Annotated in this window: 5 protein-coding genes; 1 reads left to right on the forward strand and 4 read right to left on the reverse strand. The window is 68.2% G+C overall.

The window, feature by feature from the left end; translation table 11 throughout:
* Nucleotides 1-7 precede the first annotated feature (7 nt).
* From gatB to C9424_RS18220, 4 genes are all read right to left on the reverse strand, one after another.
* Nucleotides 8-1,513, reverse strand: a complete 1,506-nt coding sequence (gene gatB, locus C9424_RS18205; RefSeq protein ID WP_116768274.1) for an Asp-tRNA(Asn)/Glu-tRNA(Gln) amidotransferase subunit GatB — start codon at nucleotides 1,511-1,513, stop codon at nucleotides 8-10.
* Nucleotides 1,513-3,102 (reverse strand): Asp-tRNA(Asn)/Glu-tRNA(Gln) amidotransferase subunit GatA, encoded by a 1,590-nt coding sequence (gatA, locus tag C9424_RS18210; protein WP_116768275.1) that lies wholly within the window; start codon nucleotides 3,100-3,102, stop codon nucleotides 1,513-1,515. Before gatA ends, gatB begins: the two co-directional genes overlap by 1 nt.
* Nucleotides 3,103-3,106: 4 nt before the next feature.
* Nucleotides 3,107-3,403, reverse strand: a complete 297-nt coding sequence (gene gatC / locus C9424_RS18215; RefSeq protein ID WP_091249523.1) for an Asp-tRNA(Asn)/Glu-tRNA(Gln) amidotransferase subunit GatC — start codon at nucleotides 3,401-3,403, stop codon at nucleotides 3,107-3,109.
* Nucleotides 3,404-3,758: 355 nt separating this feature from the next.
* A complete protein-coding gene (locus C9424_RS18220) occupies nucleotides 3,759-5,240 on the reverse strand; it encodes a CitMHS family transporter (RefSeq protein ID WP_116768276.1) in 1,482 nt (493 codons plus the stop codon).
* 180 nt (nucleotides 5,241-5,420) lie between these two features.
* Here C9424_RS18220 and C9424_RS18225 point away from each other — a divergent pair.
* On the forward strand, nucleotides 5,421-6,919 hold a 1,499-nt coding region (locus C9424_RS18225; protein WP_202615918.1), incomplete at its 3' end, for a sensor histidine kinase.

Raw genomic sequence — 6,919 nt, forward strand, 5'->3', positions numbered from 1 at the left:
TGGCCCCTTAGCCTTCGACGCCGAGGCGCTGAAGGATCAGTTCGCGGACGCGGCCGGCGTCGGCCTGCCCGCGGGTGGCCTTCATGACGCCGCCGACGATCGCACCGATCGCCTGGACCTTGCCGCCGCGGATCTTGTCCGCGACGTCGGGCTGCGCGGTGAGGGCCGCGTCAATGGCTTCGAGCAGGGGGCCGTCGTCGGAGACCACTGCGAGGCCGCGCTTTTCAACGATCTCCGCCGGGGTGCCTTCGCCGGCAAGCACGCCGTCCAGGACCTCGGAGGCCATCTTGTTGTTGATCTTGCCCTCTTCCACCATCTTGTTCAGTTCCACGATGGTGGCCGGGTTGACGCCGAGCTGGCCGGGATCGACGTCGGCGTTCTTGGCACGCCCCACGATCTCGCCCATCCACCACTTGCGGGCCACCGTGGGGGTGGCGCCGGCGGCGATGGTTTCCTCGATCTCGTCCATGACGCCGGCGTTGACGACGTCGCGGAACTCCAGGTCGGAGTAGCCCCAGTCGGCCTGCAGGCGCTTGCGGCGGGCGGCCGGCGGCTCGGGCAGGGTGGCGCGCAACTCCTCGACCCACTCGCGGGACGCGGTGATCGGGACGAGGTCCGGTTCCGGGAAGTAGCGGTAGTCGTCGGCGTCGGACTTGGCCCGGCCCGAGGTCGTGGTCCGGGTGTCCTCGTGCCAGTGCCGGGTTTCCTGGATGACCGGCTCGCCGGAATCCAAGACGGCGGCGTGGCGCTGGATCTCGTAGCGGACGGCGTGTTCGACGGCGCGCAGGGAGTTGACGTTCTTGGTCTCGGAGCGGATGCCGAAGCGTTCGCGGCCGTGCGGGCGCAGCGAAACGTTGGCGTCGCAGCGGACGTTGCCACGTTCCATCTTGGCGTCCGAGACACCCAGGTTCTTGACGATCTCGCGGACGGCGGCAACGTATGCCTTGGCGAGTTCGGGCGCGCGGCTGCCCGCGCCCTCGATCGGCTTGGTAACGATCTCCACGAGGGGCACACCGGACCGGTTGTAGTCCACCAGGGAGTAGTCCGCGCCCTGGATGCGGCCGGTGGCGCCGCCCATGTGGGTCAGCTTGCCGGCGTCCTCTTCCATGTGGGCACGCTCGATTTCGACGCGGAACACGGTGCCGTCGGCGAGCTCGATGTCCAGGTAGCCGTCGTACGCGATGGGCTCGTCGTACTGGGAGGTCTGGAAGTTCTTCGGGGTGTCCGGGTAGAAGTAGTTCTTCCGGGCGAAGCGGCAGGTCTCGGCGATCTTGCAGTTCAGCGCGAGGCCGATCTTGATCGAGGATTCGATCGCGGTCTTGTTGACCACGGGAAGGACGCCGGGCATGCCGAGGTCCACTTCGTTGACGTTGGTGTTGGGCTCGTCGCCGAAAACGTTGGGCGCGGAGGAGAACATCTTGGTCTTGGTGTTGAGTTCGACGTGGACCTCGAACCCCAGGACGGGATCGTACTTCTCCATGGCCTCTTCGAAGCTCAGGGTTGCGTCAGTCATTAGTGTGAACCTCCGTGGCTCGCGGGGGCGCCAGCAGCAACCGCCGGTGCTGAATCAGTCGGTGAAGGGGCCGTCAGTGAGGGGGCACGGTCCAGGAGCGGGCCGCCCCACTGCGCCTCGAGCAGGGACTCCAGCACGGCGCCGACGCGGTACAGCCGGGCGTCCTGGCGGGCCGGGGCCAGCAGCTGGATGCCGACCGGCAGTCCGTCCTCGTCGGCCAGACCGCCGGGCAGGGAGAGCCCGGGGACGCCGGCCATGTTGGCGGGGATGGTGGCGACGTCGTTGAGGTACATCGCGAGCGGGTCGTTGAGCTTCTCGCCCAGTTTGAAGGCCGTGGTGGGGGCCGTCGGGGAAATCAGCACGTCCACCTTGGCGAACGCGGCCTCGAAGTCGCGCTGGATCAGGGTGCGAACCTTCTGGGCCGAGCCGTAGTAGGCGTCGTAGTATCCGGCGCTCAGCGCGTAGGTGCCCAGGATGATGCGGCGCTTGACCTCGTCGCCGAAGCCGGCGGCGCGGGTGGCGCCCATGACGCGTTCGATGGTTAGCGGTCCCTCTTCGGGAAGGACGCGCAGGCCGTACCGGACGCCGTCGAACTTGGCCAGGTTGGAGGAGGCCTCGGAGGGCATGATCAGGTAGTAGGCGCCCAGGGCGTACTTGAAGTTGGGGCAGGAGACCTCGACGATCTCGGCACCGGCTCCCCTGAGTAGCTCCAGGGACTCGTTGAAGCGGTTCTCGACGCCGGCCTGGTAGCCCTCGCCGTGGAGTTCCTTGATGATGCCGATCTTCATGCCCTGGACGTTGCCGGTCCGGGCCGCGGCCACGAGGTCCTCGATCGGGTCCGGCAGGGAGGTGGAGTCGCGGGGATCGTGGCCGCCGATCACCTGGTGCAGCAGGGCCGAGTCCAGCACGGTGCGGGAGACCGGGCCGATCTGGTCCAGCGAGGAGGCCATGGCGATGGCGCCGTAGCGGGAGACGCCGCCGTAGGTGGGCTTGACGCCGACGGTGCCGGTGACGGCGCCGGGCTGGCGGATGGATCCGCCGGTGTCCGTGCCGAGGGCCAGCGGGGCTTCGAAGGCCGCGACGGCGGCAGCGGAACCGCCGCCGGAACCGCCGGGGATGCGGTCCAGGTCCCACGGGTTGTGGGTGGGTCCGTACGCGGAGTGCTCGGTGGAGGAGCCCATGGCGAATTCGTCCAGGTTGGTCTTGCCCAGGATCGGCATCTTGGCGGCGCGCAGGCGCTCCACGACGGTGGCGTCGTAGGGGCTGTACCAGCCTTCGAGGATCTTCGAGCCGGCTGTGGTGGGCTGGCCAATGGTGACGATGAGGTCCTTGACGGCGATCGGCACGCCGGCGAGGGCGTGCAGTTCCTCGGCTGCGGCGCCTCCCGCGGCGCGGATCGCGTCCACTTCGGCGGCCACGGCAAGGGCTTCCTCCGTGTTGACGTGCAGGAAGGCGTGGACCTTGCCGTCGACGGCGGCGATCCGGTCCAGGTAGGCCTGGGTGACCTCGACGGAGGTGACTTCGCGGGCGGCCAGCTTGTCGGCGAGCGCGGCGGCGGAGAGGCGGATCAGTTCGTTGTTCTCAGTCATGGTCTTAGTCCTCATCCAGGATTGCCGGGACCTTGAAGCGGCCTTCGTACGCGTCGGGGGCACCGGAGAGGGATTGCTCGGCGGTGAACGTGTGCCCCACGACGTCCTCGCGGAACACGTTGGTCAGCGGAATCGGGTGCGACGTGGCCGGGACGTCATCACCGGCAGCTTCACTGACGGACTTCACTGATTCGACGATGACGGCGAGTTCGCCGGCCATCCTGTCGAGCTCTTCGGCACTCATCTCGATGTGCGCGAGTTGCGCGAGATGCGCGACGTCGTCGCGGTTGATCGCAGCCATGGATCTCCCCTGCAAGTAAAGGATTATTTTCCGTCCCAGTCTACGTGTCTGTGTGCCCCGCCGCTGTCCGCCGGTTGCCGCCTTACGGCGCCTCGCCTTCCGGCGCCAGGCCGGACGATCCTACGCGTGCTCGCTCGTACACCCCGCCGTTCCCTCCCCTCGCAAGCTCGGGCAGGGAACCCGACGGCGGGGCACTCGCTTAGACGCACGCTTCCGGATGTCCGTCCCGTCGCCGGTGCGCCTCCGTCACCCTTGGCGGTCTCGGGCTCCGCCACACAGAAACGAGACTGCCTGGTCCGGAATATCTCCGGACCCGACAGTCTCGTTGCTATCTGTTGTGGTGCTCGTTGGTTTCTTAGCCGATGCCGATGGCTCCGGTCAGGACTCCTACGCCGAGCATGACCAGGGAGATGACTGCCGTGCGCCAGAGGACTTTCTTGTGGTGGTCGCCGAGGTCCACCTTGGCCAGGGAGACCAGGAGGAGGATGGCCGGGACCAGGGGGCTCTGCAGGTGGAAGGGCTGGCCGGTGATGGAAGCACGGGCCATTTCGGCGGCGCTGATGCCGTAGTGTGCTGCCGTTTCGCTGAGGACCGGCAAGACGCCGAAGTAGAAGGCGTCATTGCTCATGAAGAACGTCATCGGGATGCTCAGGACGCCGGTGATGACGGCCATGAGCGGTCCCATGTCCGCGGGAATGATCTGCACCAGCCAGGTGGACATGGCCTTGACCATGCCGGTGCCGTTGAGGACGCCGGTCAGGACCGCGGCGGCCATGACCATGCTGACGACGGCGACGATCGACGGTGCGTGGGCGATCAGCTGGGCGCTCTGGTCCTTGACCTTGGGGAAGTTGACCAGCAGGGCGATGGCGGAGCCGACCATGAACACGAACGGCAGCGGCACGAGGTCCGCGACCAGCAGGACCATGATGGCGACCGTCAGGCCCAGGTTGAACCACTGGAGCTTGGGGCGCAGGGTGGGACGGTTGGGGTCCAGGGCGGTGTGCGCCATGGCCGAGTCGCTCCCGTCCACGCGGTCCTCGGCGCGTTCCAGGACGGCGACGGAGGAACCTCCGGTTGCAGGGCTTCCGACGGCGGTAGTTCCGCCGGCGGGGCCGGTCACCTTGCGGCCGAAGCCGAAGCGGCCGGTGCCGGTGCCGCCGCGCGAGGGGCCGGCGTCGGGCATCCGGGCGTCCCCGGTGCCCCAGATTTCCGGGGCGACGGCGCGGAGGCGGTTGCGCTCCTGCAGACCCAGCAGCCAGGCGAAGGCGAACACGACCACCAGGCCGGCGATGAGGGAGGGGATCATCGGGACGAAGACCTCGGACACGCTGATCTTCAGGGCGGAGGCGGCGCGGGCGGTGGGACCGCCCCACGGCAGGATGTTCATGGTGCCGTTGGCCAGGCCGGCAACGCAGGTCAGGACCACGGGGCTCATCTTGAGCCGCAGGTAGACCGGCAGCATCGCCGCGGTGGTGAGGATGAAGGTGGTGGAGCCGTCGCCGTCGAGGGACACTGCTGCGGCGAGGATGGCCGTGCCGAGGACCACCTTGGCGGGGTCGTTGCCGAGCTTGCGCAGGATGAACCGGACCAGGGGGTCAAAGAGTCCGACGTCGATCATCAGGCCGAAGTAGATGATCGCGAACATCAGCAGCGCTGCCGTGGAGGTCATGGACTTCATGGAATCCATGACCATGGGTCCGATGCCGAGGCCCGCGCCGGCGAAAAGCCCGAAGATTGTGGGGACGATGATGAGCGCCAATACGGGCGTCAACTTCTTCGTCATGATCAGCACCATGAATACCGCGATCATGGCGAATCCTAGTAATACCAGCACGGCCGGCTCCTTCTTCTTTGAGTGACACCACTCCGGTGTGATGCGCACTACAGACGTTAGAGTGGCGTCCGTCACGGCTGGGTCTTTGGCTCAATTGATTGGCATACTGCTTGTTGGATGCATTTTGCGCATTTTGCTCACGTCCTCAACCAGTCCGTACGAACCCTAGGCAGGAGCCCGATGAAGCGCCGCACAGCCCTGCCCGCCCTGCGCTTTTCAACCCAGACGCTGCTCCTGCAGCTCGGCGTCGTGGCGCTGGTGGTGCTCCTGAGCAGCGCCGTCCATGCCTGGCTGACGTATGACCGGCTGGGGCGCGAGGCGGAGAACCAGGCGCTGACCCTGGCCCGGACCGTCGCTTCGGACCCGTCCGTGCGGGCAGAGGTCCAGTCCATCAGCGCCCTTCCCGCTGCTCCCCCGGCGGCCGAGCTGCTGGCCGGGCCGCTCATGGCTGCCGCGGAGGGTGCCCGCACCCGCACCGGGGCGCTGTTCGTGGTCATTACGGACGAGACCGGCATACGCCTGGCGCACCCGGATGCGGAGCGGCTGGGCGAGAAAGTGAGCACCGACCCCTCCGAAGCCCTGGCCGGCAAGGAGGTCACCACCCGGAACACGGGCACGCTGGGGCCCTCCGCCGGCGCCAAAGTCCCGGTGTTCGCCCCGGAGTCCAGGGCAGTGGTAGGTGAGGTGAGCGTGGGCTACTCGACGGAAACGATCAGCCAGAGCCTGGCCAGGGACATCGCTCCCATCGCCGTTACGGCCGCCGGGGCACTGCTCGCCGGGGTACTGGCGTCCTTCCTGCTCCGGCGCCGGCTTCAGCGGCTCACGCTCGGGCTGGAGCCTGAGGAAATCAGCACCCTCGTACACGACCAGGTGGCGGTACTGCAGGGGGTCGACGACGGCGTGATCGGCGTTGCGGCCGACGGCCGGGTCAGTGTTTTCAACGCCGCCGCCCAGCGGCTGCTCGGTGTTCCCGACCTCGCCGGCAGCGCCTGGGGCACCGCGCCGGTGCCGGCCCAGCTGAAGGCCCTGACCCGGGCCGACGCGGCCGAGGGCGACGCCGTGGAACTCGTGGCCGGCGGCCGGGTACTGGTGGCCAGCGCGCGCAAGGCCCTGCATGGTCGCGAGGACCTGGGCTGGGTGGTGATGCTGCGGGACCGGACCGAACTGCAGCAGCTGACCCGGCAGCTCGATGCAGTCGGCACGATGTCCGCGGCCCTGCGGGCGCAGCGCCACGAGTTCGCCAACCAGCTGCACACGATTGCCGGCTTCATGAGCATCGGCCAGCCGCAGCAGGCCCAGGACTACCTCGCCAAACTGGCGGGCACCGGGCCGCTGGCGTTCCCGGTGGATCAGGCCGAGCTGCTCCAGGACCCCTATCTGCAGGCCTTCCTTGGCGCCAAGGGCGTCGAGGCGGACGAGCGCGGCGTGAGCCTGCGCCTCGGCCCCGAATCCGTGGTCCGCGGCCACGTCACCGAACCCCAGGACGTCACCACCGTTCTGGGGAACCTGATCGACAACGCGGTGAACGCCGCCGTCGCCGGCTCGGCGGCCGAGCGCTGGGTGGAAGTGGAAGTGCTCGACGAACCGGGAAACGGCGGCGGCCCCGGCACCCTGCACATCGTCGTCGCGGATTCCGGCGACGGCCTGGGCGGGGGAATCACTGGTGACGGGGCGGAGGG

Source organism: Arthrobacter sp. H-02-3, from assembly GCF_003097355.1.
Classification (GTDB): Bacteria; Actinomycetota; Actinomycetes; order Actinomycetales; family Micrococcaceae; genus Arthrobacter; species Arthrobacter humicola.

Bases quoted from the DNA above. Each gene is read 5' to 3' on its own strand.
- gatC (WP_091249523.1), bottom strand. From the start codon at position 3,403: ATGGCTGCGATCAACCGCGACGACGTCGCGCATCTCGCGCAACTCGCG.
- gatB (WP_116768274.1), bottom strand. From the start codon at position 1,513: ATGACTGACGCAACCCTGAGCTTCGAAGAGGCCATGGAGAAGTACGAT.
- gatA (WP_116768275.1), bottom strand. From the start codon at position 3,102: ATGACTGAGAACAACGAACTGATCCGCCTCTCCGCCGCCGCGCTCGCC.